23 protein-coding genes are annotated in these 25,659 nt (G+C 70.2%); 18 read left to right on the top strand and 5 right to left on the bottom strand.

The annotated features are described in order from the left end of the window. Positions 1-104 precede the first annotated feature (104 nt). The 15 genes from O3438_RS20800 (at position 105) to O3438_RS20730 (ending at position 17,736) form a co-directional block, all read left to right on the top strand. Positions 105-470 (top strand): NADH-quinone oxidoreductase subunit A, encoded by a 366-nt coding sequence (locus O3438_RS20800; protein WP_007454588.1) that lies wholly within the window; start codon positions 105-107, stop codon positions 468-470. 14 nt (positions 471-484) lie between these two features. Next, complete coding sequence (locus O3438_RS20795) at positions 485-1,162, top strand: NuoB/complex I 20 kDa subunit family protein (protein WP_030334123.1); 678 nt, start codon at positions 485-487, stop codon at positions 1,160-1,162. Continuing rightward, a complete protein-coding gene (locus tag O3438_RS20790; RefSeq protein WP_145785919.1) occupies positions 1,159-1,896 on the top strand; it encodes an NADH-quinone oxidoreductase subunit C in 738 nt (245 codons plus the stop codon). Before O3438_RS20795 ends, O3438_RS20790 begins: the two co-directional genes overlap by 4 nt. Next, positions 1,893-3,218 carry an NADH-quinone oxidoreductase subunit D gene (locus O3438_RS20785; RefSeq protein WP_088986763.1) on the top strand — a complete coding sequence of 442 codons (1,326 nt, stop codon included), beginning with the start codon at positions 1,893-1,895 and terminating at the stop codon, positions 3,216-3,218. The genes O3438_RS20790 and O3438_RS20785 overlap by 4 nt, the downstream gene beginning before the upstream one ends. After that, positions 3,215-4,372, top strand: coding sequence for an NADH-quinone oxidoreductase subunit NuoE (nuoE, locus tag O3438_RS20780; RefSeq protein WP_269681504.1), 1,158 nt, complete (start codon positions 3,215-3,217; stop codon positions 4,370-4,372). The genes O3438_RS20785 and nuoE overlap by 4 nt, the downstream gene beginning before the upstream one ends. After that, entirely contained in the window at positions 4,369-5,685 is a 1,317-nt protein-coding gene (nuoF, locus tag O3438_RS20775) for an NADH-quinone oxidoreductase subunit NuoF (RefSeq protein WP_269681503.1), read from the top strand. The genes nuoE and nuoF overlap by 4 nt, the downstream gene beginning before the upstream one ends. A gap of 58 nt (positions 5,686-5,743) precedes the next feature. After that, positions 5,744-8,281 carry an NADH-quinone oxidoreductase subunit G gene (locus tag O3438_RS20770; protein ID WP_269681502.1) on the top strand — a complete coding sequence of 846 codons (2,538 nt, stop codon included), beginning with the start codon at positions 5,744-5,746 and terminating at the stop codon, positions 8,279-8,281. Further along, positions 8,278-9,630, top strand: coding sequence for an NADH-quinone oxidoreductase subunit NuoH (gene nuoH, locus O3438_RS20765; RefSeq protein WP_269681501.1), 1,353 nt, complete (start codon positions 8,278-8,280; stop codon positions 9,628-9,630). The genes O3438_RS20770 and nuoH overlap by 4 nt, the downstream gene beginning before the upstream one ends. Before the next feature lies 1 nt (position 9,631). Next, positions 9,632-10,273 (top strand): NADH-quinone oxidoreductase subunit NuoI, encoded by a 642-nt coding sequence (gene nuoI, locus O3438_RS20760; protein WP_088986758.1) that lies wholly within the window; start codon positions 9,632-9,634, stop codon positions 10,271-10,273. Then, positions 10,270-11,040 carry an NADH-quinone oxidoreductase subunit J gene (locus tag O3438_RS20755; RefSeq protein WP_088986757.1) on the top strand — a complete coding sequence of 257 codons (771 nt, stop codon included), beginning with the start codon at positions 10,270-10,272 and terminating at the stop codon, positions 11,038-11,040. Before nuoI ends, O3438_RS20755 begins: the two co-directional genes overlap by 4 nt. A 115-nt stretch (positions 11,041-11,155) precedes the next feature. Then, the gene (gene nuoK, locus O3438_RS20750; RefSeq protein ID WP_088986756.1) at positions 11,156-11,473 is read left to right on the top strand and encodes an NADH-quinone oxidoreductase subunit NuoK; all 318 of its coding nucleotides are present in this window, start codon (positions 11,156-11,158) and stop codon (positions 11,471-11,473) included. Between the two features lie 11 nt (positions 11,474-11,484). Beyond that, a complete protein-coding gene (gene nuoL / locus O3438_RS20745; protein ID WP_269681500.1) occupies positions 11,485-13,413 on the top strand; it encodes an NADH-quinone oxidoreductase subunit L in 1,929 nt (642 codons plus the stop codon). 64 nt (positions 13,414-13,477) lie between these two features. Beyond that, complete coding sequence (locus O3438_RS20740; protein ID WP_145785928.1) at positions 13,478-15,010, top strand: NADH-quinone oxidoreductase subunit M; 1,533 nt, start codon at positions 13,478-13,480, stop codon at positions 15,008-15,010. Further along, on the top strand, positions 15,007-16,560 hold the full coding sequence (gene nuoN / locus O3438_RS20735; RefSeq protein WP_269681499.1) for an NADH-quinone oxidoreductase subunit NuoN: 1,554 nt from the start codon (positions 15,007-15,009) through the stop codon (positions 16,558-16,560). The genes O3438_RS20740 and nuoN overlap by 4 nt, the downstream gene beginning before the upstream one ends. Before the next feature lie 90 nt (positions 16,561-16,650). Then, positions 16,651-17,736: a polyprenyl synthetase family protein gene (locus O3438_RS20730; protein ID WP_269681498.1), complete on the top strand. Its 1,086-nt coding sequence runs from the start codon at positions 16,651-16,653 to the stop codon at positions 17,734-17,736. Here O3438_RS20730 and O3438_RS20725 read toward each other — a convergent pair. After that, a complete protein-coding gene (locus O3438_RS20725) occupies positions 17,712-18,941 on the bottom strand; it encodes an MFS transporter (protein ID WP_269681497.1) in 1,230 nt (409 codons plus the stop codon). The genes O3438_RS20730 and O3438_RS20725 overlap by 25 nt on opposite strands. Before the next feature lie 154 nt (positions 18,942-19,095). On the opposite strand from O3438_RS20725, the gene O3438_RS20720 reads away from it, so the two are divergent. Continuing rightward, positions 19,096-19,878 carry an IclR family transcriptional regulator gene (locus O3438_RS20720; RefSeq protein ID WP_145785932.1) on the top strand — a complete coding sequence of 261 codons (783 nt, stop codon included), beginning with the start codon at positions 19,096-19,098 and terminating at the stop codon, positions 19,876-19,878. 108 nt (positions 19,879-19,986) lie between these two features. Here O3438_RS20720 and O3438_RS20715 read toward each other — a convergent pair whose 3' ends face one another. Next, the gene (locus O3438_RS20715; RefSeq protein ID WP_269681496.1) at positions 19,987-22,113 is read right to left on the bottom strand and encodes a PhoX family protein; all 2,127 of its coding nucleotides are present in this window, start codon (positions 22,111-22,113) and stop codon (positions 19,987-19,989) included. Positions 22,114-22,327: 214 nt separating this feature from the next. Here O3438_RS20715 and O3438_RS20710 point away from each other — a divergent pair, with 214 nt between their 5' ends. Both O3438_RS20710 and O3438_RS20705 read left to right on the top strand, forming a co-directional pair. Further along, the gene (locus O3438_RS20710; protein WP_088986748.1) at positions 22,328-22,843 is read left to right on the top strand and encodes a sigma-70 family RNA polymerase sigma factor; all 516 of its coding nucleotides are present in this window, start codon (positions 22,328-22,330) and stop codon (positions 22,841-22,843) included. Then, the gene (locus tag O3438_RS20705) at positions 22,840-23,550 is read left to right on the top strand and encodes an anti-sigma factor family protein (protein WP_269681495.1); all 711 of its coding nucleotides are present in this window, start codon (positions 22,840-22,842) and stop codon (positions 23,548-23,550) included. The genes O3438_RS20710 and O3438_RS20705 overlap by 4 nt, the downstream gene beginning before the upstream one ends. 140 nt (positions 23,551-23,690) lie before the next feature. Here O3438_RS20705 and rarD read toward each other — a convergent pair whose 3' ends face one another. The 3 genes from rarD to O3438_RS20690 all read right to left on the bottom strand — a co-directional run bounded on the left by rarD (position 23,691) and on the right by O3438_RS20690 (position 25,613). Beyond that, positions 23,691-24,626 (bottom strand): EamA family transporter RarD, encoded by a 936-nt coding sequence (gene rarD / locus O3438_RS20700; RefSeq protein WP_269681494.1) that lies wholly within the window; start codon positions 24,624-24,626, stop codon positions 23,691-23,693. Next, the gene (locus O3438_RS20695) at positions 24,623-25,120 is read right to left on the bottom strand and encodes a GNAT family N-acetyltransferase (RefSeq protein WP_269681493.1); all 498 of its coding nucleotides are present in this window, start codon (positions 25,118-25,120) and stop codon (positions 24,623-24,625) included. The genes rarD and O3438_RS20695 overlap by 4 nt, the downstream gene beginning before the upstream one ends. A 106-nt stretch (positions 25,121-25,226) precedes the next feature. Beyond that, positions 25,227-25,613, bottom strand: a complete 387-nt coding sequence (locus O3438_RS20690; RefSeq protein WP_269681492.1) for a phage holin family protein — start codon at positions 25,611-25,613, stop codon at positions 25,227-25,229. Positions 25,614-25,659: the final 46 nt, after the last annotated feature.

Below are 25,659 nucleotides of genomic sequence, written 5' to 3'. Positions count from 1 at the left end.
GACGCCGACAAAGATCGACCCCCGCCGACTGCCACTGCGAGGGACGTGAATAGTGTGATTTTCGTCAAGCACCGAGGGCAGGGAAGGACGAGCAGGAGAAAACGATGTCGCTCTCGCCTTACGCACCGATCATCGGGCTGTTCGCCCTCGCCGCGGCGTTCTCGCTGTTTTCCGTCGGCGCCGCCCGCTTCGCCGGTCCCCGTCGATACAACAAGGCCAAACTCGAGGCTTACGAGTGCGGCATCGAGCCCAGCCCGCAGCCGGTCGGCGGCGGCCGGTTCCCGATCAAGTTCTACCTGACGGCGATGCTCTTCATCGTCTTCGACATCGAGATCATCTTCCTCTACCCCTGGGCGGTCTCGTTCGACGCTCTGCCGATCTTCGGCTTCGTGGAGATGGTCCTGTTCATCGTCGCGGTCTTCGTTGCGTACGCCTACGTGTGGCGGCGCGGCGGCCTGGACTGGGACTGAGGAAGGAACGTCAGATGGGCATCGAGGAGAAGCTTCCCGCCGGCGTCCTGCTCACCTCGGTGGAGAAGCTGGTCAACTGGTCCCGGAAGTCGTCCGTGTGGGGCGCGACCTTCGGCCTGGCCTGCTGCGCCATCGAGATGATGGCCGCCGGTGGTCCGCACTACGACATGGGCCGCTGGGGCATGGAGGTCTTCCGGGCGTCGCCCCGGCAGGCCGACCTGATGATCGTCGCCGGCCGGGTGAGTCAGAAGATGGCCCCGGTGCTGCGCCAGATCTACGACCAGATGGCCGAGCCGCGCTGGGTGCTCTCGATGGGCGTCTGCGCGAGCAGCGGCGGCATGTTCAACAACTACGCGATCGTGCAGGGCGTCGACCACGTGGTGCCGGTCGACATGTACCTGCCCGGCTGCCCGCCGCGGCCGGAGATGCTCATCGACGCGATCCTCAAGCTCCGCGAGAAGATCATGTATGAGCCGCTGGGCCCGAACGGCCGCAAGATGCTGGCGGCCCGGCAGGAGCGCGGCGACGTCCCCGTCGTGCCCTACGGCTCCATGCCCTCCTCGTACCGCAACGACAAGGCCCGGCGTGCCGAGTGGACCAGGGCGGTCCGCGAGGGACGCGAGGAGCAGTTGCGGATCGAGAACTGGATGAACGCTCAGAACCACCTCCACCCGCAGGCAGGCCCGAAATGACGTCACCCACGGACAAGCCCAACGACGGCGGGGTGCCGGTACCGGTCACGCCGGTCGGCGCCAGCAGCACCGCCCCGGCCGAATACCCGCCGGCCAGTCCGGCGGGGCGCGGCATGTTCGGCAACCAGGGCACCGGCGACGTGTCCGGCTACGGCGGCCTGGTCCGCCAGCGCCAGCCCATCGAGGAGGCGTCCCGGCCGTACGGGGGCTACTTCGACGAGGTCCGCGACGCGCTGGAGGAGGCGTACCCCGCGTTCGGCGACGCGATCGAGAAGGTAGTGGTCGACCGGGGTGAGCTGACCCTGCACGTACGCCCGGAGCGGATCGCCGAGGTCTGCCAGGTGATGCGGGACGACCTGGCCCTGCGGTTCGAGCTGTGCTCGTCGGTGTCCGGCGTGGACTACCTGGGCGCGGACGAGCGCCGGCTGCACGTGGTCTACCTGCTCACCTCGATGACCTACCGGCGGCGGGTCCGGCTGGAGGCAGCGGTCTCCGTCGAGGCACCGCACCTGCCCAGCGTGACCGCCGTCTACCCGACCGCCGACTGGCAGGAGCGGGAGGCGTACGACATGTTCGGCATCGTCTTCGACGGCCACCCCAACCTGACCCGGATCCTCATGCCGGACGACTGGGAGGGTCACCCGCAGCGCAAGGACTACCCGCTCGGCGGCGTGCCCGTCGAGTACAAGGGTGCGGAGATCCAGCCGCCGAACGAGCGGAGGTCGTACCAGTGACGACGTCGAACTACGCCAGCGAGCACGAGACCGACGAGGGTCGGGTCTTCACCGTCACCGGTGGGGACTGGGACACGATCGTCTCGGGCACCGACCCGATCAACGACGAGCGGATCGTCGTCAACATGGGTCCGCAGCACCCGTCCACGCACGGGGTGCTGCGGCTGATCCTGGAGCTGGAGGGCGAGACGGTCCGCGAGGCCCGCTCCGTCGTCGGCTACCTGCACACCGGCATCGAGAAGAACCTCGAATACCGCAACTGGGTTCAGGGCTCGACGTTCGTGACCCGGATGGACTACCTCGCCCCGATCTTCAACGAGACGGCGTACGCGCTGGCGGTCGAGAAGCTGCTGGGCATCACCGACGACATCACCGAGCGGGCCACCACCATCCGTGTGCTGATGATGGAACTCAACCGGATCTCGTCGCACCTGGTCTGGCTGGCCACCACCGGCATGGAGCTGGGCGCGATCTCGATCATGCTGTACGGCTTCCGTGAGCGGGAGTACATCCTCGACATCTTCGAGACCATCACCGGTCTGCGCATGAACCACGCGTACGTCCGGCCGGGTGGGGTCGCGCAGGACGTGCCGGACGACGCGGTCCGCAAGATCCGCGAGTTCCTCAAGATGATGCCGAAGAAGCTCAAGGAGTACGAGGATCTCCTCTCCGGCCAGCCGATCTGGACCGAGCGGACGAAGAACGTCGCGGTGCTGGACGTGACCGGCTGCGTGGCGCTCGGCATCACCGGGCCGGTGCTGCGCTCCGCCGGCCTCGCCTGGGACCTGCGCAAGACCATGCCGTACTGCGGCTACGAGACGTACGAGTTCGACGTGCCGACCCACCCCGACGGCGACGTGTGGGGCCGCTACCAGGTCCGGCTCGCCGAGATCCGGGAGTCGATGAAGCTGGTCGAGCAGGCGCTGGACCGGCTCAAGCCGGGCCCGGTGATGGTCGCCGACCGCAAGATCGCCTGGCCGGCGCAGCTGGCCATCGGCGTGGACGGCATGGGCAACTCCCTGGAGCACGTCGCGAAGATCATGGGTCAGTCGATGGAGTCGCTGATCCACCACTTCAAGCTGGTGACCGAGGGCTTCCGGGTTCCGCCCGGCCAGGTGTACGTCGCCATCGAGGCACCCCGCGGCGAGCTGGGCGTGCACGCGGTGTCCGACGGTGGCACCCGGCCGTACCGGGTGCACTACCGGGAGCCCAGCTTCGTCAACCTCCAGGCCCTCCCGGCGATGGCCGAGGGCGGCCTGATCGCCGACGTGATCGCCGGCGGCGCCTCGTTGGACCCCGTGATGGGTGGTTGTGACCGATGACTTTCACTGACACGACTCGGGAGCGGGCGCGCGAGATCATCGCCCGTTACCCGGCGGACCGCTCCCGCTCGGCGCTGCTGCCGCTGCTGCACCTGGTGCAGGCCGAAGAGGGGTACGTCTCCCCGGCCGGGGTCGCCTTCTGCGCCGAGGTGTTGGGGCTGAACAAGGCCCAGGTCGGCGCGGTGGCCACCTTCTACACGATGTACAAGCGCAAGCCGACCGGTGACTTCCTGGTCAGCGTCTGCACCAACACCATGTGCAACGTGCTCGGCGGCCAGGAGGTCTACGACACCCTCTCCGAGCACCTGGGCGTGGGGCACGACGAGACGACCGCCGACGGCACGATCACGCTGGAGCACGCCGAGTGCCTGGCGGCCTGCGACTACGGCCCGGTGATGACCGTCAACTACGACTTCTTCGACGGCGTGGACGCGTCCACAGCGGTCGGTGTCGTCGACGAGTTACGAGCGGGCGGACGGCCGATGCCGACCCGCGGTGCCCGGCTCTGCACCCTCAAGGAGATGGCTGTGCAGCTCGCCGGCTTCGCCGACGAGCGTGACGGCGCGGTCGCCGACGGCGGGCCGGGCGAGCCCACCCTGCGCGGGCTGCGGCTGGCGCAGCAGCACGGCGTCTCGGTGCCGGGCTTCGACCCGAACACCCCGATCCGCAGCAAGGCGGAGGCGGACAAGGCCGCCGCCGAGGCGAAGGCGAAGGCGGAGGCCGCCAAGCCGGCGCCCGTCGAGGCCACCACGGCCCCCGTCAAGGGTGGCGACGGCGCGTCCGCCCCGACGGGGGTGGCCGAGCCGGTGAAGCCGGAGGCCGCCGCCGGCAGCACCGCGCCGGACGTGAAGGCACCGGACGACAAGTCGCCGCAGGTGCGTACCGCCGAGACCCGACAGCCGGACGCCAGCACGGCAGTGCCGGACGCCCCTGGCACGAAGGTCCCGACGGACGGCACCGGCACCGCGCCGGCGGCTGGTGACGCGCGGTCGGCCGAGGCCGCCGGCGTCGCCGCCAACGCGCCGGCCGGCGACGGTAAGCCCGCCGGCGACGAGGCCGGGGCGCAGGAGCGCAACCTCACCGAAGCGAAGGCTGGCACTGACGCCGACGGCGCCGGACCGGCGGACGCGAGCGAAACGGGGGCCCAGAAGTGACCACTCCCCGCCCGGAGACGCTGGCCAAGCTGACGCCGGTGCTGACCAAGCGCTGGCTGTCGCCGGACGCCTGGCGCATCGGCACGTACGAGCAGCTCGACGGTTACGCCGCACTACGCAAGGCGCTCAAGGCCCACCCGGACGACCTGATCCAGCTGATCAAGGACTCCGGGTTGCGGGGACGGGGTGGCGCGGGCTTCCCGACCGGCCTCAAGTGGGGCTTCATCCCGCAGGGCGACGGAAAGCCGCACTACCTGGTGGTCAACGCCGACGAGGGCGAGCCGGGCACCTGCAAGGACCTGCCGCTCATGACCCACGACCCGCACGCGCTGGTCGAGGGCGTGATCATCGCGTCGTACGCGATCCGGGCCAGCCGCGCGTACATCTACATCCGGGGCGAGGCGGTGCACGCCGCGCGCCGGCTGCGCAACGCGGTCCAGGAGGCGTACGACAAGGGCTACCTCGGCCGCAACATCCTGCGCAGCGGCTACGACCTGGAGCTGGTGGTGCACTCCGGCGCCGGGGCGTACATCTGCGGCGAGGAGACGGCGCTGCTGGACTCCCTGGAGGGGTTCCGGGGTCAGCCCCGGCTGCGCCCGCCGTTCCCGGCCACCCACGGTCTGTACGCGAGCCCGACGGTGGTGAACAACGTCGGCACCATCGCCAGCGTGCCGCCGATCGTGCTCGGCGGTGCCGACTGGTGGAAGAGCATGGGCACCGAGAAGTCCTCCGGCCCGATGATCTACTCGCTGTCCGGCCGGGTGGTCAACCCGGGCCAGTACGAGTGCTCGATGGGTGTCACCCTGCGCGAGCTGCTGGAGTTGGCGGGCGGGATGCAGCCCGGCCACAACCTGCGGTTCTGGACCCCGGGTGGCTCGTCCACTCCGCTGCTCGCCGCCGAGCACCTGGACGTGCCCCTGGACTTCGAGGGGGTGGCGGCGGCCGGCTCGATCCTCGGCACCACCGCCACGCAGATCTTCTCCGACCAGGACTGCCCGGTCTACGCGACCTACCGGTGGCTGGAGTTCTACCACCACGAGTCGTGCGGCAAGTGCACCCCGTGCCGCGAGGGCAACTACTGGATGGTTCGGGTCTACCGGCGGATCCTCGCCGGTCAGGGCACCCACGAGGACCTGGAAACCCTTCTGGACACCTGCGACAACATCCTCGGCCGTTCGTTCTGCGGCCTGGGTGACGGCGCGACCAGTTCGGTGACCTCGTCGCTGCAGTACTTCAAGCAGGACTACCTCGACTACATCGAGGGACGGACCGCGCCGAAGCTCTCCGACAAGCAGCTAGTGGGAGCCCACTGATGCGAGCGCGAGGAGTGAGCGGAGCGAGCCCCGCAGTCGCGAGCGAAAGGCAAGCACTGTGACGGACGTAGCCAAGCAGACCGACATGGTCACCCTCACCATCGACGGCGTCGAGGTCACCGCCCCCAAGGGGACGCTGCTGATCCGGGTCGCCGAGCAGATGGGTACTGAGATCCCCCGGTTCTGCGACCACCCGCTGCTGGCCCCGGCCGGCGCGTGCCGGCAGTGCCTGGTCGAGGTGGAGGGCCAGCGCAAGCCGGTGGCCTCCTGCACCCAGACCGTCGCCGACGGCATGGTCGTGCGTACCCAGATCACCTCCCCGGTGGCCAAGAAGGCGCAGGAGGGGGTGATGGAGCTGCTGCTGCTCAACCACCCGCTGGACTGCCCGATGTGTGACAAGGGCGGTGAGTGCCCGCTCCAGAACCAGGCCATGTCCACCGGCCGCACCGACTCGCGCTTCCACGAGCACAAGCGGGAGTACGAGAAGCCGATGGCGATCAGCAGCCAGGTGCTGCTGGACCGCGAGCGTTGCGTGCTCTGCCAGCGGTGCACCCGGTTCTCCGAGGAGATCGCCGGCGACAAGTTCATCGACCTGATGGGCCGGTCGTCCGCCGAGGAGATCAACATCTACCGGGACGACGCCTATGGGGCTGCGGTCGACGCCGACAGTGCTGACGGCACCGGCGCGGGCGCCGGTGATGTCCCGTTCAACTCCTACTTCTCCGGCAACACCGTGCAGATCTGCCCGGTGGGTGCGCTGACCGGTGCCCAGTACCGTTTCCGGGCCCGCCCGTTCGACCTGGTGTCCAGCCCGAGCGTCTGCGAGCACTGCTCGGCCGGCTGCGGGCAGCGCACCGACTGGCGGCGCGGCAAGGTGCTGCGCCGGCTGGCCGGCGACGAGCCGGAGGTCAACGAGGAGTGGAACTGCGACAAGGGTCGCTGGGGCTTCCAGTACACCCGCGCCACCGACCGGCTGACCACCCCGCTGGTCCGTGACGAGCGCACCGGTGAGCTGCGGGAGGCGTCCTGGAGTGAGGCGCTCACCGTGGCCGCCGAAGGGCTGCACACGGCTCGGGAGAGCGGACAGGGCACGGCGGTGCTCACCGGCGGTCGGCTGACCGTCGAGGACGCCTACGCGTACGCGAAGTTCGCCCGGGTCGCGCTGAACACCAACGACATCGACTTCCGGGCCCGGCCGGTCTCCCGCGAGGAGGCCGACTTCCTGGCCAGCTCGGTCGCCGGCGTCACCGACGTGACCTACACCGACGTGGAGAACGCGCCGGCGGTCGTGCTGGTCGGCCTGGAGCCGGAGGAGGAGTGCCCCATCCTCTTCCTGCGACTGCGCAAGGCGTACCTGAAGAAGACCCTGACGGTGTACGCGCTGGCGCCGTTCGCGACCCGCGGCCTGGAGAAGCTCGGTGCCAAGCTGGCCCGGGTGGTGCCGGGCGAGGAGGCCAGCGTGCTCGCCGAGCACGCCACCGTCGCCGAGGCGCTGAGCGCGCCGGGCGCGATCCTGATCGTGGGTGAGCGGCTGGCCACCGTGCCGGGTGGGCTCTCCGCCGCCGCGGACGTGGCCCGGCGTACCGGAGCGAAGCTGGTCTGGGTGCCGCGGCGCGCGGGTGACCGCGGCGCTGTCGACGCGGGCTGCCTGCCCAACCTGCTCCCGGGTGGACGCCTGGTGACCGAGCCGGCCGCGCGGGCCGAGTTGGGTGAGGCGTGGGACATCCCGGCCGGCGTGATCCCGAGCCAGGCCGGTCGGGACACCGACGGCATCCTCAACGCCGCCGCCAACGGGCAGCTCGGTGCTCTGGTCGTCGGTGGTGTCGACCCGGCCGACCTGGCCGACCCTCGGCTGGCCGAGGCCGCCCTGGACGCGGTGCCGTTCCTGGTCAGTCTGGAGCTGCGCGCCAGCGCGGTCACCCGACGGGCGAACGTGGTGCTGCCGGTCGCCCCGGTGGTCGAGAAGTCCGGCAGCTTCCTCGACTGGGAGGGCCGGCTGCGTCCGTTCGAGGCGGTGCTGAACACCTCCGCCATGACCGACGGTCGGGTGCTCGACGCGCTGGCGGCTCTGCTCGACGTGCGGCTGGGCACGGCCGACGTGCCGAGCGTCCGCCGTGAGCTGGGCTCGCTGCCGGCGTCCCGGACGTCCCGGCCGACCGCTCCGTCGGTGGCACCGGGCCGGATTCCGCACCCGGGCGCCGGGGAGGCAGTGCTGGCGACCTGGCACCAACTGGTCGACCTGGGCACCCTGACCGACGGCGACGAGCACCTCGCCGGCACCGCCCGCCCGCCGGTCGTCCGGCTGGGCAAGGGCACCGCCGAGGCGCTCGGTGTGGTCGACGGCGACGCGGTCACGGTCGGCACCGACCGGGGCGCGCTGACCCTGCCGGCCGAGCTCACCGAGATGCCGGACGGCGTGGTCTGGTTGCCGACCAACTCACCCGGTTCGACGGTGCGACGCAGCCTCGGGGCGACGTCCGGCGCGGTCGTCCGGATCTCCGTCCCCGCACCGAGCGCGGCCGTTCCGGCCGGGCGTCCGGCGGCCGACGAGACCGGCCTCCCGGGTCCGCTCCTCAACGCTGGGGGTAACCAGTGAGTCCGTCATTCCTGGCCCAGGACCCGACGCTGGCCGACTTCGGCCGGGATCCGTGGTGGCTGGTCCTCGGCAAGATCGTCTTTGCGTTCGCGTTCGGTCTGCTGGCCACCCTGCTCGGTGTCTGGTTCGAGCGGCGCGTCGTGGGCTACATGCAGGTGCGGCCCGGCCCCAACCAGGTCGGCCCGTTCGGCCTGCTCCAGACCCTCGCCGACGGTCTCAAGATGGCCTTCAAGGAGGACATCCTCCCGAAGGCGGCCGACAAGGTCGTCTACTTCTTCGCCCCGACGATCTCGGTGATCTGCGCGGTCACCGCCCTGTCGGTGATCCCGTTCGGCCCGATGGTGAGCATCTTCGGCCACCACACGCCGTTGCAGGTCACCGACGTGCCGGTGGCGGTGCTGCTGCTGCTCGCCTGCTCGTCGATGGGCGTCTACGGCATCGTGCTGGGCGGTTGGGCCTCCGGCTCGACGTACCCGCTCCTCGGTGGTCTGCGGTCCAGCGCCCAGATGATCTCCTACGAGGTCGCCATGGGGCTCTCCATCGTGGCGGTCTTCATGACCGCCGGCACGATGAGTACCAGCGGGATCGTCGCCGCCCAGGGCGACGCCACCAGGCTGACCGTCTTCGGACAGCCCATCCCGGCACCGGGCTGGTACGCGATCCTGCTGCTGCCCAGCTTCATCATCTTCTTCATCGCCACGGTGGGCGAGACCAACCGGGCGCCGTTCGACCTGCCCGAGGCCGAGTCCGAGCTGGTCGCCGGCTTCATGACGGAATACAGCTCGCTGAAGTTCGCCCTCTTCATGCTCAGCGAGTACGTCGCGATGGTGACCATGTCCGCGGTCACCACCACGCTGTTCCTCGGCGGTTGGCGGGCACCCTGGCCGATCACCCTCTGGGAGGGCGCCAACTCCGGTTGGTGGCCGATGCTCTGGTTCTTCGGCAAGGTGATCGCGCTGGTCTTCGTGTTCGTCTGGCTGCGCGGCACGCTGCCCCGGCTGCGCTACGACCAGTTCATGCGTCTCGGCTGGAAGGTGCTGCTGCCGATCAACCTGGTCTGGATCCTGGTCCTGTCGGGCCTGCGCTCCATCGAGGACTGGGACACGCAGGGCAAGGTCATCGCCGTCAGCATCCCGGCCGGCATCCTGCTGATCGCCACGCTCTTCTGGCCCAGCCGCAAGCCGCAGCCCAAACCGACGACGCAGGAACAGGTCGACAACCGGCCGTACGGGAGCTTCCCGCTGCCGCCGATGGATCTACAGGTACCACCGAGCCCGCGTATCACGCGCGTGGTCGCCGAGCGGGAGCCGGCCAACATCGTCGCCGGCTCGGACTCCAGGGAGGTGTGACGTGGGCTCGATCACCGGAACGTTCAAGGGATTCGGTGTCACCTTCTCGCACATGTTCAGGAAGGTCGTCACCACCGACTACCCGTTCAAGCCGCCGGTGTCGGCGCCGCGCTACCACGGGCGGCACATCCTCAACCGGCACCCGGACGGCCTGGAGAAGTGCATCGGCTGCGAGCTGTGCGCCTGGGCCTGCCCGGCGGACGCCATCTACGTCGAAGGTGGTGACAACACCGACGAGCAGCGCTTCTCCCCGGGCGAGCGGTACGCCAGCATCTACCAGATCAACTACGCCCGGTGCATCTTCTGCGGGCTGTGCATCGAGGCCTGCCCGACCCGGTCGCTCACCATGAGCAACGAGTACGAGCTGGCCCGGGACAACCGGCAGGACCTGATCTTCACCAAGGAGCAGTTGCTCGCTCCGCTGCTCGAGGGCATGGAGCAGCCGCCGCACCCGATGCGGCTGGGTGACAGCGAGAAGGACTACTACGTCGGTGCGCTGGACAACCCGGGCACGTCCGCCGGTGCCGAGACGTCCCCGATGGGCCCCGGCCGCTACCAGGTCGAGGAACACCCCGGCGTGACGTTCCCGGGTGCCGAGCAGGCCGCCCAGCGCGTGGCAGCCGGCAAGGGAGAGAAGGCATGACCACGTCTACGGTGCTCGCCGCGGCGGGCTCGGTCTCCGGCGGCGAGGCGGTCACCTTCTGGATCCTCGCCCCGCTCGCGCTGCTCGGCGGGATCGGGATGGTGGCCGCGCGCAACGCCGTGCACTCGGCGCTGTGGCTGGTGCTGACCATGCTCTGTCTGGGCGTGTTCTACGTGCTCCAGGCCGGCCCGTTCATCGGCATGGTGCAGATCATCGTCTACACCGGCGCGATCATGATGCTGTTCCTGTTCGTGCTGATGCTCGTCGGTCGGGACTCCACCGACTCGCTGATCGAGACGCTACGCGGTCAGCGGGTCGCCGCGATCGTGCTCGGTGTGGGCTTCGCCGGCCTGGTCGGCACCGGCGTCTACCAGGCGCTGGACCGGACCACGGCGGTTGGCCTGGACCAGGCCAACGCCGAGGGCAACGTGCAGGGCATCGCCCGGCTGCTGTTCACCAAGTACGTCTTCGCGTTCGAGCTGACCTCGGCGCTGCTGATCACCGCGGCGGTCGGCGCCATGGTGCTGGCCCACGTGGAGCGGCGCAAGCAGGACAAGGTCGACCAGGTGTCGACCATGAAGGCGCGCTTCGCCCCGGGTAACTACCCCGGTCCGAAGCCCGGCCCCGGTGTCTTCGCGACCTCCTCCTCGGTGGCCACCCCGGCCCGGCTGCCCGACGGCCGCCTGACCGACCGGAGCACCCCGGCGATCCTCCCGCAGCGCGAGCTGACCGCCGAGGAGACCTCGCTGAAGGGGACGGACCGGTGAGCGCGAGGAGTGCAGCGAAGCGGAGCCCCAGCCGCGTGCGCGAGGAGAGAGCGCAGCGAGCCCCGCAGTCGCGGGCAGAGGGCTGCCCAGTCGCGAACGGAAGGCAGACCAAGTAATGGAATCGTTCTTCTCGGTCGAGCCGAACTACTACCTCGTCCTCGCCGCGGTGCTGTTCACCATCGGCGCCGCCGGGGTGCTGATCCGGCGCAACGCGATCGTGCTGTTCATGTGCGTGGAGCTGATGCTCAACGCGGCCAACCTGACGCTGGTCACCTTCAGCCGGATCAACGGTGACCTCAACGGCCAGATCATGGCGTTCTTCGTGATGGTGGTGGCGGCGGCCGAGGTCGTGGTCGGGCTCGCGATCATCATGGCCATCTTCCGGACGCGACGCTCGGCGAGCGTCGACGACGCCAACCTGCTGAAGTACTGAGGGGTCCACCGGTGGAAGAGACTGTGGAATACGCCCAGGCCACGGGGCTGCTCGGGGGCGTCTGGCTGCTGGTGGCGATCCCGCTGCTGAGCGCGGCCGTCCTGCTGCTGCTCGGCCGGCGGGCCGACCGCTGGGGGCACTGGTTGGGTGTGGCGGCCATCGGTGCCGCGTTCGTGCTCGGCCTCTCCTTCTTCTTCCAGCTGCGTGGCCTGGAGAACAAGTCGGTCGAGCTGAGCCTCTGGGACTTCATCGCGGTCGGTGACCTGCGCGTCGACTTCGGCCTGCTGTTCGATCCGCTGGCTGCGGTCTTCGTGCTGCTGATCACCGGGGTGGGCTTCCTGATCCACCTGTACGCGGTGGAGTACATGGCGCACGACGCGGGTCGTCGCCGGTTCTTCGCGTACTTCAACCTGTTCGTCGCGGCGATGCTGCTGCTGGTGCTCGGCAACAACTACGTGATGCTGTACTTCGGCTGGGAGGGCGTCGGTCTGGCGTCTTACCTGCTGATCTCGTTCTGGACCGAGCGGCCGAGCGCGGCCACCGCCGGTAAGAAGGCGTTCCTGATGAACCGGGTCGGCGACGCCGGCCTGGCCATCGGCATCTTCATCATGTTCGCCACCCTGGGCACCACCCAGTACGACGAGGTGTTCAACGGTGTCGGCTCGCTGACCGGCGCGACGGTGCTGGTCCTCGGTCTGCTGCTGCTGCTCGGCGCGGCCGGCAAGTCGGGTCAGTTCCCGCTCCAGGCCTGGTTGCCGGACGCCATGGAGGGCCCGACCCCGGTGTCGGCGCTCATCCACGCGGCCACCATGGTCACCGCGGGCGTCTACCTGATCGCCCGGTCCAACCCGATCTTCTCCGCGAACTCGACCCTCCAGGTCGTCGTGGTCAGTGTCGGTGCGCTCACCCTGCTCATCGGCTGCATCATCGGCGCGGCCAAGGACGACATCAAGCGGGTGCTCGCCTGGTCGACGGTCAGCCAGATCGGCTACATGTTCGTCGGCGTCGGCCTGGGCGGTGGCGCGTACGCGCTGGCGATCATCCACCTGCTGGCGCACGGCTTCTTCAAGGCCAACATGTTCCTGGGCGCCGGCTCGGTGATGCACGGCATGAAGGACCAGGTCGACATCCGCCGCTTCGGTGGCCTCTCCAAGCACATGAAGATCACCTGGTTGACCTTCATGATGGGCTGGCTGGCCATCATCGGCCTCCCGCCGCTCTCCGGCTACTTCTCCAAGGAGCCGATCATCGCGAGCGCCTTCGAGCGGGAGGACTGGACCGCCTGGCTCTTCGGCGGCGCGGCGCTGCTCGGCGCCGGGCTGACCGCGTTCTACATGACGCGGCTGTTCGTGCTCACGTTCCACGGCCCGAAGCGCTGGACCGAGGACATCGAGCACCCGCACGAGTCGCCCAAGCTGATGACCATCCCGCTGATCCTGCTGGCTGCCGGTTCGGTGGTGGCCGGTGGCCTGATGGCCTGGAACGACGGCGTCGCCTCGTGGCTGTCGCCGGTGCTCGGCGAGGAGGCCGCCGGTGAGGCCCACGGCGTGCTCTCCCACACGGTGATCACGATCCTGTCGCTGCTGGTCACCGTGCTCGGCGCCGGCCTGGCCTGGTTCCTGTTCCGCGCCGGTACGGCCACCGCGCCGCAGCCGGCCGGTGTGCTGGTCACCGCCGCCCGGCGCAACCTCTACACCGACGCCTTCAACGAGGCGGTCTTCGAGAAGCCGGGCATCTTCCTCACCCGGGCGCTGGTGTACCTCGACAACCGGGGCATCGACGGGCTCGTGAACGGGCTCGCCGCCGCGGTCGGCGGTGGCTCGGGTCGCCTCCGGCGGATGCAGACCGGCTTCGTCCGCTCGTACGCCACCTCGATCCTGGCCGGTGCGCTGCTGGTGATGGCGGCGTTCCTGGCGGTGCAGGCCGGGTGGTTGGCGTGATCGACCTCTTTCCGGCCGCCCCCGCCGGCGGACCACGCAGTGACGACGGAGGTAAGGCCGCATAATGTCCAACTTCCCGTTCCTCTCGGTGCTCACCGTGGCGCCGCTGGTGGGCGCCCTGGTGGTGGCCTTCCTGCCGCGCCACCGGCCGGAGCTGGCCAAGCAGGTGGCGTTCGCCTGGTCGCTGCTCGTGCTGGTGCTCTCGGTGGTGATGTGGGTCAGCTTCAAGACCGGCGGTGACCGCTTCCAGTTCCGCGAGTCGTACTCGTGGATCCCGAACTGGGGTGTCAGCTTCACCTTCGCGGCCGACGGCATCGCGCTGGTGATGCTGATGCTGATCGCGGTGCTGGTGCCGCTGGTGATCCTGGCGTCCTGGCACGACGCCGAGTCGTCGAAGCGGTCGGTGCCTGTCTACTTCGCGCTGCTGCTGGTTCTCGAGTGCACGATGATCGGTGTCTTCGCGGCCGCCGACGTCTTCCTGTTCTACGTGTTCTTCGAGGTCATGCTCGTCCCGATGTACTTCCTCATCGGCAGCTACGGCGGCCACCAGCGGCAGTACGCGGCGGTGAAGTTCTTCCTCTACTCGCTCGTCGGCGGTCTGTTCATGCTGGCCGCCGTGATCGGCCTGTGGGTGGTCGGCGGCAAGACCTTCGACTGGCAGGCGCTGTCGCAGGTGGACATCAGCACGGGCACCGAGCGGTGGCTGTTCCTCGGCTTCTTCCTCGCGTTCGCGATCAAGGCACCGTTCTTCCCGTTCCACACCTGGCTGCCGGACGCCGGTGGCGCGGCCCCCGCGGGTGCCGCGGCGCTGCTCGTCGGTGTGCTGGACAAGGTCGGCACGTTCGGCATCCTGCGCTACTGCCTCCCGCTCTTTCCCGAGGCGTCGAAGTGGTTCGCGCCGTGGGCGCTGGCGCTGGGCGTGATCGGCATCGTCTACGCCGCGCTGCTGGCGGTCGGCCAGAACGACCTCAAGCGGCTGGTGTCGTACACCTCGATCGCGCACTTCGGCTTCATCGGCGTGGGCATCTTCGCCTTCACCACCCAGGCCGGCACCGGCGCGGTGCTCTACATGCTCAACCACGGATTGGCCACCGGCCTGCTCTTCCTGGTGGTGGGCATGCTGATCTCCCGGCGTGGTTCGGCGTTGATCAGCGACTTCGGTGGTGCCGGCAAGCTGGTCCCGGTGCTCGCCGGGGTGCTCTTCTTCGCCGGTCTCGCCTCGCTCGCGCTACCGGGCACGGCGCCGTTCATCTCCGAGTTCCTGGTGCTGATCGGCACCTTCACGGTGAACAAGCCGGTCGCGATCATCGCCACGCTCGGCATCATCCTGGCCGCCGCGTACGTGCTGTGGATGGTGCAGCGCACCACCCAGGGCACCCTCAACCCGGCGCTGACCGAGGTCGACGGGATGCGCCGGGACCTCAACCTGCGCGAGAAGGTCGTGGTCGCCCCACTGATCGCACTGATCGTGCTGCTCGGCTTCTTCCCCAAGCCGGTCACTGACGTGATCAACCCGGCCGTCCAGGCGACCATGGACGACATCGGCAGAACCGACCCTGCCCCGTCCGTGGGCACCGTCCAGGAGGCGGCAAAGTGACCGAGCTGAAACTGCCGTCGATCGACTACGCGGCGCTCTCCCCGATCCTGATCATGTTGGGCACCGCGTTGCTCGGCGTGCTGGTCGAGGCTCTCGTGCCCCGGCGCTGGCGGCACGTGGTGCAGCTGACCCTGGCGCTGCTGGCCGTGCTCGCGGCGCTGACCATGGTGGTCCTCAACGCCGACGAGCGGATCGTCACCGCCGGCCGGGCCCTCGCGATCGACGGGCCGACGCTGTTCCTCCAGGGCGCGATCCTGGTGCTGGCCGCGATGGCGCTGCTGTTGATCGGCGACCGCTCGGTCGAGCGCGGCGGGGCGTTCGTCGCCCAGGCCGCGGTGACCGCCGAGTCGGCCGACGACCGGCGGCAGGCCGAGGGGCGCAACGGCCTCACCGAGGTCTACCCGCTCACCACGTTCGCGATCGGCGGCATGCTGATCTTCGTGGCGGCGAACGACCTGCTGACCATGTTCATCGCACTGGAGGTCTTCTCCCTGCCGCTCTACCTGCTCTGCGCGCTGGCCCGTCGCCGGCGGCTGCTGAGCCAGGAGGCGGCGATGAAGTACTTCCTGCTCGGCGCGTACGCCTCCGCGTTCTTCCTGTTCGGGGTGGCGCTGATCTACGGCTTCACGTCCGGCATCCCGGGCCGGCCGGCCGGCGTCGACTTCGCCACGATCGACGCGGCGGTGGGCGAATCCCCGGCCAGCCCGGTGCTCCTCTTCGCCGGCATGGCGTTGCTCTCGATCGGCCTGCTCTTCAAGGCGGCAGCGGCACCGTTCCACGTCTGGACCCCGGACGTCTACCAGGGTGCGCCGACCCCGGTCACCGGCTTCATGGCGGCCTGCACCAAGGTCGCCGCGTTCGGTGCCCTGCTGCGGGTCTTCCACGTCGCGTTCGCCGATGCCAGCTGGGACTTCACCCCGGTCCTCGGCGCGGTGGCGGTGCTGACCATGCTGGTCGGCGCGGTGCTCGCGGTCACCCAGACCGACATCAAGAGGCTGCTCGCGTACTCCTCGATCGCCAACGCCGGCTACCTGCTGGTCGGTGTGCTGGCGCCGAGCCGCGACGGGCTCTCCGGCACGATGTTCTACCTGGTCGCGTACGGCTTCTCGGTGCTGGCCGCGTTCGCGGTGGTGACCCTGGTGCGGGACTCCGACGGGGAGGCCACCCACCTGTCCCGCTGGGCCGGGTTGGGTCGGCGGTCGCCGTTCTTCGCCGCGCTGTTCACCTTCATCCTGCTGGCGTTCGCCGGTATCCCGCTGACCAGCGGTTTCACCAGCAAGTTCGCCATCTTCGGGCCGGCGCTGGAGGGTGGTCAGGCCTGGCTGGTGATCGCCGGTGTGCTGACCAGCATGGTGCTGGCGTTCCCGTACCTGCGGGTCGTGGTGATGATGTGGCTCTCCGAGCCGGGCGAGTCCACCCCGACCGTCACGGTGCCCGGCGGGCTCACCGCTGCCGCGTTGATGATCGGTGTGCTGGCCACTCTGGTGCTGGGTGTCGCCCCGGCGCCGCTGCTCGATCTGGCTACCGGAGCTGCCGAATTCGTTCGATGACGGAAAGATCGATCACCGGGGGCCGGCGCGTGTTCACGTGCCGGCCCCCGGTGCGTATCCCCGACCCGGAGCAGGTCGAACGGGTGTGGCATGGTTGATAGCGTGGTGAATCCGGCGGGTGAGCGTTCAGGTGCCTCCGGCTCCGGCGGTCGGCGGGGTCGGGCGAGCACGAGTCAGTTCGGCGCGATCGGCCTCCACCTTGCCGATCCGCGGGTCGAGGCGTCCGTGCTGGCCGTTCTGGACACGGTCGAGGTCGAGTTGCGGGCCAGTGTGTCCAGCGCGGACCCGTTCGTCACCGAGGCCGCCCGGCACCTTCTCGAGGCGGGCGGGAAGCGTTTCCGACCGCTTCTGGTGGCGCTCGGCGCACAGTTCGGTGACCCCAACGGTCCGCAGGTGGTCCCGGCCGCCGTGGTGATGGAGCTCACTCACCTGGCCACCCTCTACCACGACGACGTGATGGACGAGGCTGTCGTCCGCCGGGGCGCGGTGAGCGCGAACTCCCGCTGGACCAACTCGCTCGCCATCCTGGTCGGTGACTACCTCTTCGCCCGCGCGGCGGACATCGCCGCCGACCTGGGCCCGGAGGCGGTCCGGTTGCAGGCGCGCACCTTCGCCCGGCTGGTGCACGGCCAGATCGCGGAGACCGTGGGGCCGCGCGCGGACGACGACCCGGTGACCCACTACCTGAACGTGATCGCCGACAAGACGGGCTCGCTGATCGCCACGTCGATCCGGTTCGGCGGCATGTTCGGTGGCGCCGCCCCGGAGCACGTGGAGGCCCTCGCCGGTTACGGCGAAACGATCGGCGTCGCCTTCCAGCTCACCGACGACTTGCTCGACATCGCCTCCGAGTCGGTGCAGTCGGGCAAGACGCCCGGCACTGACCTGCGTGAGGGTGTCCCGACGCTGCCGGTGCTCTACGCGCGCCAGTCGGACGACTCGGACGCCGCCTCGGTGCGTCTGCGGGAGATCCTCGCGACCGGCCCGCTGACCGACGACGCGCTGCACGCCGAGGCGTTGGGGCTGCTCCGGGAGAGCCCGGCGCTCAAGCGCGCCCGGGAGACCGTGCGCAGTTACGCCGAGGACGCCCGCGCCCGTCTGGCCCCCCTTCCGGAGGGCCCGTCGCGGCAGGCGCTCGAATCGCTCTGCGACTACATCGCCGACCGCACCAGCTGACCTTCGCCCCGGCTCCGGACGGCGGCGGCACGGCCCAGCAGGCGGCCGCCGCCGAGCATGAGGACGGCGGCCAGCAGCATGGACGTCGCCGCGGTGGCCCACATGGCCGGGTAACCGAGGTGGGCGGCGAGTGGGCCGAGGCTCAGCGGGCCGAGACAACCGCCCGCGTACACCCCGGTCTGGGTGATCGAGGTGGCCGCGGCCGGTGACTGCGGGTGGAGCCGGACCACCGCGAAGGTCATCAGGCCGGGCCACGCCCAACCCAGACCGAAGCCGAGCACCACGCCGACCACCAGCGGCACCGGGCCCGTCAGCGCCAGTAGGCCCAGCCCGACCGCGCCGACGACGAGCATCGCGGCGATGAGGGCGACGTGACCGGTGGCACGCCGATCGGCCAGCCAGCCGGCACCCACCCGGGCCGCGACGCAGACCGCGCTGCCCAACGTCAGCGTCAGGCCGGCCAGGCCCGGCGACATGCCCCGGGCTGCGGCGGAGTCCACCAGGAAGGTGCCCAGCGCGTTGGCTGCCACCGCTGCCAACGTCGCCGCCGCGCCGACCACCACCAGGGCCGCCGTCGCCCGGCCGGCGCGCGTCGCGCCGGCCCGACGCGGTGGACCGGGCACCTCCCGGGGTACGGCGGGCAGCGTCGTCATAGCGGCCACCGCCGCCGCCACGAACGCCCACCGCCAGCCGACAGTGAGCGCGATGACGGGCACCGCCGCGCCGGCCAGCAGGGTCGAGATCGGGATGGCGGCCTGCTTGACACCGAACGACAGTCCCTGCCGTCGTGCCGGCACGTGCTGGGCCAGCGCCGTGTTGCTGGCCAACTGGCCGAGGGCGTTCGCGGCGGCGCTGAGGGCCAGCAACCCGACCAACACCGGGTACGACCGCGCGACAGCCGCCACGGCCAGCATCGACACGGCGGCCAGCACGATGCCGCAGCGGGCCACCAGGGCGGGGCCGTACCGCTCGACCAGGCGGCCGGAGGGCACCGACGCCAGCGCGCTCACGCCGAAGTAGACGGATACGGCCAGACCGAGGCCGGCCGGGGAGAAGTCGAGGTCGCTGCCCATCTGCACGGCGAGGCCACCGAGCAGGAACACGGGGAGTACGCAGGCCACTGTGGTGGCGACTGCGCCGGCGCTGGCCCGGATCGGGTGGGATCGGGCGGCGGTCGGCTCGGGGGTGATGGCGGTGTTGGTCATCGTCCGGCAAACCTACGTGAATCCGCCTCAGACCACTCGCCGTGACGGTCGGGCCACGAGCTGTGGATGGTGATCTGGCATCCTCGACCCGAACAGGCATTTCGCACCGGGCCTGTTTTTCATATGGTGTAAGTCCCCGGCGGCGGAGGTGGTTGTGCGCGACCCCTTGGCAGAACCTTCGGACCTGATCCGCAGTGTGTCCCGAGCACTGCGGGTGCTGGAGTCGGTCGGTCGCGCCCCCAAGGGCCTGACCGTCAAGCAGATCGCCCGACGGTGCGAGCTGACCGTGGCCACCACCTACCACCTGGTCCGCACACTCGCCTACGAGGGCTACGTGATCCGTCGAGAGGACGGCACGTACATCGTGGGGTTGGAGGTGGCCGACCGGTACCGGGAGCTGGTGACCGCGTTCCGGGGCCCTCCAGCGGTCGGTGAGACCCTCCGGCGGGCCGCTCTGGACACCGGCTACAGCCACTACCTCGGCCGGTTCGTCGGCGGTCAGGTGGCCCTCACAGCGGTCGCCGAGGGGCACCGCTCGCCGTACCTGGAGGACCTGGTCCCCGGTTTCGACGAGGGGGCGCACGCGACGGCCCTCGGCAAGGCGCTGCTCGCCACGCTCAGCGTCGACCAGCGCCACCGCTACCTGCGCGAGTACGGCATGCGCCCGTTCACCACCGCCACGCTGACCACCACCGAGACTTTTGAGGCCGACCTGGCCGCCGGCGACCGGCGTGGCATGCAGCTGGAGATGGGGCAGTTCCGCCAGGGGGTCGCGTGCGCGGCGGTGCTCGTCGCACCGGACAAGGACATGGAACGCCGCGTCGTGCTGGCGTGCGCGTTGCCGGCCAGCGAGATGATGACCTCCGCCCGGGTGGTCCGCGCCAAGCTGCTCACCGTGGCCCGCAGCGTCGCCGACGGCATCGCCTCCGACAACTGACCCCGCAACGCCGGAGGCCCTCTCCCCGGCTGGGAGAGGGCCTCCGAGGGCGGTCCAGCCCCGGACCGCCTGAGCAACGTCAGCGACCGGCCGGTCGCAGGTGCGACGTCAGCTGCCGACCGGGCCGCCGTCCAGACGCCAGGTGACCACCACGCCCGGCTTGGCGTAGTCGCCGTCCGGCCAGTTCGAGGCCGGGTTCTCCACCGAGGCGCCGGTGATCTCGCCGGGGTGCTGCACCGCGACGAACACCGAACGGTTGTCACCGGTGATGAACGGGCCGCAGGTCTCCGCGCCGAGCGGCACGGTCAGGAACTGCTTCAGGTGCCCCCGCTCCGGACCCTCCACGGCGGTGGCGAACAGGCCGTCGTTGCTGCCCAGAGCGTTGCCGTCGGTGGAGATCCACAGGTTGCCGGTGGCGTCGAAGGCGACGTTGTCCGGGCAGGAGATCGGGGAGACCTTGGTCTTGTCGTACCCGGCGAAGAACGTCGACGCGTCGGTCGGGTCACCGCAGACGATCGGCAACGACCAGGTGAAGGTCTCCGAGGTGTTGTCGCCGCGATCCTCGACCAGCTCCAGGATCTGCCCGTGCTTGTTGGCGTTGCGCGGGTTGGCCTCGTCCGCCTTCGGGCTGCTGCCGACCCCACGGTTGGTGTTGTTGGTCAACGCCACGTACACCTTGCCGGTGAGCAGGCTCGGCTCGACGTCCTCGGGGCGGTCCATCTTGGTCGCGCCGACCTTGTCACCGGCGAGCCGGGTGAAGGTGAGCACGTCCGCGGCGGTCATCCCGTCGACGAACGACCGGTTGCCGCTGACCAGCTTGATCCAGCGACCCCGGCCGTTGAACGCGCCGTCGGTGGGCAGCTTGCCCGACCCGTCGACCTCGGCCGCGCTGGTCTGGTCGAGCTGCGCCACGTAGAGCGTGCCGGACTCCAGCAGGGTCAGGTTGTGCTTGCGGGCGGCCCAGGAGTTGCCCTTCATGAACTTCTGGTCCGAGACGAACTTGTAGAGGTAGTCGAACCGCTCGTCGTCACCCATGTACGCGACGACGTGGCCGTCCTTGGCGACGATCACGTTCGCGCCCTCGTGCTTGAACCGGCCCATCGCGGTGTGCTTGCGCGGGCGGCTCTCCGGGTCGAACGGGTCGATCTCGACGATCCAGCCGAACCGGTGCGCCTCGTTGGGGTGCTTCGCCAGGTCGAAGCGCTCGTCGGCGCGTTCCCACTTGCGGCTGCCGCTGGGGTAGCGGCTGGCGGTGCTGATGCCGTAGCGGTCCAGCTTCGGCTTCAGCTCGGCCGGCGCCGCGTCGGCGCCCACGAAGTACTGGTTGAAGTTTTCCTCACCGGAGAGCACGGTGCCCCACGGGGTCACGCCACCGGCGCAGTTGTTCAGGGTGCCGACGACCGTACGACCCTTGGGGTCGGCAGCGGTCTTCAGCCAGGCGGATCCGGCGGCCGGCCCGGTCAGGTCGAACTTGGTGCTCAGCGCGGTGACCCGCCGGTTGTACGCGCGGGGGCCCTTGCCGACCGGCTTCCACTGCCCGGTGCCCGCGACCCGCTCCAGCTCGACCACAGACATGCCGTGCGCGGCCATGGCGGTGCGCAGCTGCTCCACGGAGAGCCCGTCCAGGCCGGGGAAGCCCGGGAACATGAGGTCCTCGTTGGTGTATTCGTGGTTGACCACGAGCAGCGCACGCCTGCCCTGCTTGTCCAGCGGCAGCACGCCCACGAAGTCGTTGTTGTAACCGAACTGCTTGGACTGCGCCGCGGCCGTCTGGTGGTGCACGTTGAACTCGGGCGCGCCCGGCAGCACCGGGTCACCCCACTTAATCACGACGGCGTGGTCGTAGCCGTTCGGCACGACGAGGGTGTCCAGCTTGTTCGGCGGGATCGGCTTGAAGGTCAGCGCGCCGTTGCCGACACCGGTGCTGGGGCGGCCGAAGCCGAAGGCCTCCGGGACGTCCGGGGTGGTGGGGGCGGCCCCGGCGGGCGCCGCGCCGGCGAGCGCACCGGCCGCCGCGCCGCCGAACCCGAGGACCAGCGCGCCGACAGCGCCGGCCCGGACCACGCCGCGCCGCGAGACCTCCGCGTTCACCACGTCACCGAAGTACGCGTTGTCGGAGGTGTTCGGGACCGGGTGGTCGCAGGCGTTTCCGCACCGGTACAGACAGGTCATGGCGTCACGGGTGCCGTGGCGGTTGCCGGTCAACAGGGGGAGCAGCCGGGGGCGGTCGCTCATGGGGGAAGCCTCCAGGGAGTCGGTGGCACGACAGGCGGCGTACCCGCCGGACGCTAAGAGGACGTGGTGAGCGCTCGTCGGCCGCGATGTGAACCAGGCATGAACACCTCTCCGGATGGCAACCGTCTGACCTCGGGCTGAACCGTTCGGCGTGACCGCACGTATTCACGGGCGGACGCACCGCCGGACGCGCGCAGGAAGCGAGGAGACCGTCATCAGCGACCACGACGCCCAACTGCTGCGCGCGCTGCACGACGAGCACGCGGAGGCGCTGTACGCCCATGCCCTGCGGCTGGTCAACGGGGACCGGCAGCGCGCCGAGGACCTGGTGCAGGAGACGCTGCTGCGGGCCTGGCGACACCCGGAGTCCCTCGACCCGAAACGCGGTTCGGTGCGGTCGTGGCTGTTCACCACCGCCCGCAACCTGGCCATCGACGCCTGGCGGCGACGGTCCACCCGGGTGGGCGAGGTGTTCACCGACGACCTGCCCGAACCGCCGGAGGTGATCGACGAGGCCGAGCGGGCGGTGGAGGCGTGGACCGTCGCCGAGGCGCTGAACCGGCTGAGCCCTACCCACCGGGAAGTGCTCGTCGAATGCTTCTACCAGGGGCGATCGGTGGCCGAGGCGGCGTCCCGCCTGGGCGTACCACCGGGGACCGTGAAGTCCCGCACCCACTACGCGTTGCGGTCTCTACGGTTGGTCCTGGCCGAGATGGGGGTGACGGGATGACCCGGTGCGAGTTCGCGTACGACGACGGCGCGTACGTGCTGGGTGCCTTGGCCCCCGCCGAACGGGCGGCGTACGAACGGCACCTGTCCGGCTGCGCCTCCTGCCGGGAGTCGGTCGCCGAGATCGCCGTGCTGCCCGGGCTGCTCGGGCGCCTCGACCCGGCGGGACTGGAGCAGATCCTGCCCCCGCCGGCCCCGCCCCGGGTGCCCGCGCTGCTCGACGAGGCCCGGCGTCGCCGGCGTCGGCAACGCTCCGCGGACCGGCGACGGTACGCGCTGACCACAGTGGCCGCCGCAGGGCTGGCCCTGGTCGTGGGTGTCGGTACGGCGGCGGTGCTGCCCCGACCGGTCACCCCGCCGCCGACGGCGCAGGGCACCCCTGGCCCACAGGTGTCGATGGTCGCGATGCGGCCGGTGGCCACCGCCGGACCGGTGCACGCCGACATCGGGCTGGTCGGCACCAAGTGGGGCACCCGGGTGACCATGCGGTGCGGGTACGACGCGCGGACGAGCTACGGCAAGGCGTACCCGTTCCGGCTGGTGGCGCGCGGTCCGAACGGTGCCACCGAGCAGATCGGCTCGTGGCTCGCGGCCCCCGGTGACGACCTCAGCTTCACCGGCAACACGAGGTTCACCGACGCCGAGCTGGCCAGCGTGGAACTCCAGAAAGCCGACGGAACCCCGCTGCTCACCTACGCCGTCCCATAACCCGCCCCCGCGCCGCGCCGAGTGTTCGGCACCAAGATCCGCGCAACATCGGGGATGTCGGTGTCTCCCGCGCCTTTGAGGCAGCAACATCGCCGATGTTGTGAGGATCTTGGGCGCGGGGCGCGGGGCGCTTGCCCGAACTAGGGCTGGGCGGGCACCACCACTCCATGATCGGCGGTGGGTTCGGGTCGGCGGGACCGGGTTCTGCGGGAGGTCCGGACGGCGTCGGTGGTGAACACGATCAGGGCCAGCCAGACCAGCCCGAAGCCGGCGAGGCGGGCCGGCGGCATCGGCTCGTGGAAGATCAGCACGCCGCAGCCGAGCTGCAGGATCGGCGCCAGGTACTGGACCATGCCGAGGCTGCTCAGCGGCAGCCGGTTGGCCGCCCCGGCGAACATCAGCAGCGGGATCGCCGTGGCCGCTCCGGCCAGCACCAGCAGCGCGGTGTGCCCGGCCGAGACGTGTCCGAAGGTCGAGTCGGCCCGCGCGGTCAGCCAGGCCAGGTAACCCAGCGCCGGCAGCGCCAGCACCGCGGACTCGACGAAGAGCCCCTCCGCCGGTGGCAGCCCCAGCCTCTTCTTGACCAGGCCGTAGCCGGCGAAGCTGAACGCCAGGGTCAACGCCAGCCAGGGCAGCCGGCCGTAGTCGACGGTGAGCACCACGACCGCCGACGCGCCGATGCCCAACGCCACCCACTGCGCCGGTCGTAGCCGCTCCCGCAGCACCGTCACACCGAGCAGCACCACGACCAGCGGGTTGATGAAGTAGCCCAGCGCGGTCTCCACCACCCGACCGGAGTTGACCCCGTAGATGTAGGTGCCCCAGTTGACAGCGATCAGCGCGGCGGCGGCGACCATCCCGGCCATCGCCCAGGGGCGACGCAGCAGGGCCCGCAGAAAGCCGACATTGCGCAGCGCGCCCAGCAGCAGCGCCACGAACACCACCGACCAGACGACCCGGTGTGCCAGGATCTCCAGCGCGCCGGCCGGCCGCAGCAGCTTGAGGTAGAGCGGGAAGAAACCCCAGAGCAGGTACGCGCCGAGGCCGTAGAGGTATCCCAGGCGGAGAGGCGTCACGCCTCCACCGTAAGGGGCGTGCTGCTGCTTTGTTCCTTTCCGGTGATCGGGGTCACCGGCGGGCGACGGTCCAGGATCATCCACCGCTCCGGGACGTCCAACGGCGTGAAGCCCTCCCGCGCGTACACCTGGTGTGCGTCGTTCGTGATCAGCAGGATCCGGAGTACGCCCAGCTCGGCCAGGTGGTCACGGGCAGCGCCGACCAACCACCCACCGAGCCCGCGACCGCGGGCGGCCCGGTCGACGTACACGTCGCAGAGCCAGGCGAAGGTGGCGCCGTCGGTGACCACCCGGGCCACCGCCACCTGGCGGCCGTCCTCGGGCCGGTAGACGCCGAACGGCAGCGAGCCGGCGAACGCCCGGTCGGTGACGGCCCGGTCCCGCCCGAGTGCCCAGTACGCGTCCGTCGACAACCAGTGGTGCACCAGCTCCAGATCGAGCCGGGCGGGGTCGGTGCTGAGCAGGTGGCCGTCGGCGCGGGTCAGTGCGAACATCACGTGACGTTAACCGCCGAGGCGAGCACCGACGGCAGCCAATTCCCGAAGTGTGGTCAGCGGCCCGCCCCGGCGGATGACCGGGACGGGCCGATCTGGTCGGCGGTCAGTCGCGGTCGAGGACGGCGCCCAGGATCCAGGTCACGATGCTCACGAAGAGGGCACCGAGCACTGCGGCCGGCCAGAAACCGTCCACGGTGAACGGCAGTCCGGCCTGGTCCGCGATCCAACTGGTGAGAAGGAACAGCAGCCCGTTCACCACGAGCGCGATGAGACCCAGGGTCAGCAGGTAGAAGCCGCAACCGACCGTCTTGATGAGCGGCTGGAGAACCGCGTTGACCACGCCGAAGATCACCGCCACCAGGAGCAGCGTGGTCACCGTCTCGACTGCCGAGTTCGAGTCCAGAGAGATGCCCGGAATGAGGAGTGTGGCCAGCCAGAAAGCCAGCGCTGTGCTGGCCAGCCGAATCAGCAGACCCTTCAGAAAACCCATGGCGGGGATCGTGCCACGGACCACGCACCCGCGTAACCCGGCAGTT

This window comes from Micromonospora sp. WMMC250 (assembly GCF_027460215.1).
GTDB lineage: Bacteria > Actinomycetota > Actinomycetes > Mycobacteriales > Micromonosporaceae > Micromonospora > Micromonospora taraxaci.
Note: the sequence above shows the minus strand (reverse complement) of the source record. Positions and strands in the feature narration are given on the sequence as shown.

What these genes read in the sequence shown, in the direction of transcription:
- O3438_RS20800 (WP_007454588.1), top strand. Translation starts at nt 105, where the DNA reads ATGTCGCTCTCGCCTTACGCACCGATCATCGGGCTGTTCGCCCTCGCC.
- O3438_RS20795 (WP_030334123.1), top strand. Translation starts at nt 485, where the DNA reads ATGGGCATCGAGGAGAAGCTTCCCGCCGGCGTCCTGCTCACCTCGGTG.
- O3438_RS20790 (WP_145785919.1), top strand. Translation starts at nt 1,159, where the DNA reads ATGACGTCACCCACGGACAAGCCCAACGACGGCGGGGTGCCGGTACCG.
- nuoE (WP_269681504.1), top strand. Translation starts at nt 3,215, where the DNA reads ATGACTTTCACTGACACGACTCGGGAGCGGGCGCGCGAGATCATCGCC.
- O3438_RS20755 (WP_088986757.1), top strand. Translation starts at nt 10,270, where the DNA reads ATGACCACGTCTACGGTGCTCGCCGCGGCGGGCTCGGTCTCCGGCGGC.
- nuoK (WP_088986756.1), top strand. Translation starts at nt 11,156, where the DNA reads ATGGAATCGTTCTTCTCGGTCGAGCCGAACTACTACCTCGTCCTCGCC.
- O3438_RS20740 (WP_145785928.1), top strand. Translation starts at nt 13,478, where the DNA reads ATGTCCAACTTCCCGTTCCTCTCGGTGCTCACCGTGGCGCCGCTGGTG.
- O3438_RS20730 (WP_269681498.1), top strand. Translation starts at nt 16,651, where the DNA reads ATGGTTGATAGCGTGGTGAATCCGGCGGGTGAGCGTTCAGGTGCCTCC.
- O3438_RS20725 (WP_269681497.1), bottom strand. Translation starts at nt 18,941, where the DNA reads ATGACCAACACCGCCATCACCCCCGAGCCGACCGCCGCCCGATCCCAC.
- O3438_RS20715 (WP_269681496.1), bottom strand. Translation starts at nt 22,113, where the DNA reads ATGAGCGACCGCCCCCGGCTGCTCCCCCTGTTGACCGGCAACCGCCAC.
- O3438_RS20705 (WP_269681495.1), top strand. Translation starts at nt 22,840, where the DNA reads ATGACCCGGTGCGAGTTCGCGTACGACGACGGCGCGTACGTGCTGGGT.
- O3438_RS20695 (WP_269681493.1), bottom strand. Translation starts at nt 25,120, where the DNA reads ATGTTCGCACTGACCCGCGCCGACGGCCACCTGCTCAGCACCGACCCC.
- O3438_RS20690 (WP_269681492.1), bottom strand. Translation starts at nt 25,613, where the DNA reads ATGGGTTTTCTGAAGGGTCTGCTGATTCGGCTGGCCAGCACAGCGCTG.